1 protein-coding gene is annotated in these 714 nt (G+C 28.2%); it reads right to left on the bottom strand.

Translation table 11 applies throughout. The annotated features are described in order from the left end of the window. Nucleotides 1-662: transposase (locus GM111_RS08060; RefSeq protein ID WP_197034546.1), on the bottom strand; the 662-nt coding region annotated here is incomplete at its 3' end. Nucleotides 663-714 lie beyond the last annotated feature (52 nt).

Here is a 714-nt window from a genome sequence, read left to right on the forward strand (position 1 = left end):
TCTTTTACTCCTCTTGCTTTTAATGAACTAAGTACTGATAACCAAAGTTTTGAATTTTCAGCATCCCCTATCTCAATTGATAATACATCCTTTTTTCCATTAATATCTATACCTAATATTACATATGCTGCCTTCTTAGAGACCTTACCTTCATCTCTTACTGAAAAATGTGTTGCATCAATAAAAACTACTGGATATACTTTCTCTAAAGCTCTATTCTTCCATTCTTCTGCTATAGGTAATATTTTATTAGTAACATTAGTTATTAATGATTCATCCATATCAAATCCGTATATTTCTTCTATTGTATCTGATATATCTTTATTTGACATCCCTCTTGAATACATTGATAGTATTTTACTTTCTATATGACTTATATCTCTTTTTCCTGCTGTAGAATTAACTGTTTTAGATTTATATCCATTTCTATAGTTATCTCTTTCTTCATCATGTTCATAATATGGTGTTTGCATATGTTGTTCAAATTCTGCTTCTAACATTTTCTTTATTGTAGATCCTAGCATTTGTTTTACAGCATCTTCTATATCTGTAATATTTTTAAATTCATTGTTTTGAATTAGAAGTTTTGCAGCTTTATCGTAGGCTGTTTCTTCCATTTCTCTAATTCTTCTTGTTCTTCTTACTTTTTTTTCTTCGTTCATAGCAAAAGCCTCCTTGATATTTTTATTATATCATAAGAGGCTTTTACTAAAA

Origin of the sequence: Streptobacillus canis (genome assembly GCF_009733925.1) — a bacterium.
Lineage (GTDB): Bacteria > Fusobacteriota > Fusobacteriia > Fusobacteriales > Leptotrichiaceae > Streptobacillus > Streptobacillus canis.